The organism is Pseudomonas sp. DCB_AW (genome assembly GCF_026240895.1).
Classification (GTDB): domain Bacteria; phylum Pseudomonadota; class Gammaproteobacteria; order Pseudomonadales; family Pseudomonadaceae; genus Aquipseudomonas; species Aquipseudomonas kermanshahensis.
The window spans coordinates 1-555 of the sequence record NZ_JAPFCE010000163.1 but is presented as its reverse complement, the minus strand read 5'-3'; the positions used below and the strand labels follow the sequence as shown (position 1 = coordinate 555).

Below are 555 nucleotides of genomic sequence, written 5' to 3'. Positions count from 1 at the left end.
GACATTTGGGAAGGACTGACTCTCCACAGGCACAAAAGACTTAACACCATCATGGTGGATATCCCCGGGAATTCGAGGTGCAGCTGCAGGAGTCTGGACCTGAGCTGGTGAAGCCTGGGGCTTCAGTGAAGATATCCTGCAAGGCTTCTGGTTACTCATTCACTGGCTACTACATGCACTGGGTGAAGCAGAGCCATGGAGATATCCTCGATTGGATTGGATATATTTATCCTTACAATGGTTTTTCTAGCTACAACCAGAAATTCAAGGGCAAGGCCACATTGACTGTAGACAAGTCCTCTAACACAGCCTACATGGACCTCCGCAGCCTGACATCTGAGGACTCTGCAGTCTATTACTGTGCAAGACTTCGACTTTCCTACTTTGACTACTGGGGCCAAGGCACCACTCTCACAGTCTCCTCAGCCAAAACGACACCCCCATCTGTCTATCCACTGGCTCCTGTGTGTGGAGAGGGGATATCCACCATGAAGTTGCCTGTTAGGCTGTTGGGTGCTGAAAATCTGCACTTGAAAATCCATGGTGGATATCCCC

The 555-nt window shown here is 49.7% G+C and carries 1 protein-coding gene; it reads left to right on the top strand.

The window, feature by feature from the left end:
• Positions 1 to 77: 77 nt before the first annotated feature.
• Positions 78 to 555 (top strand): immunoglobulin heavy chain variable domain-containing protein (locus OO306_RS28055; protein WP_265970387.1); only part of this gene is annotated, 478 nt, incomplete at its 3' end.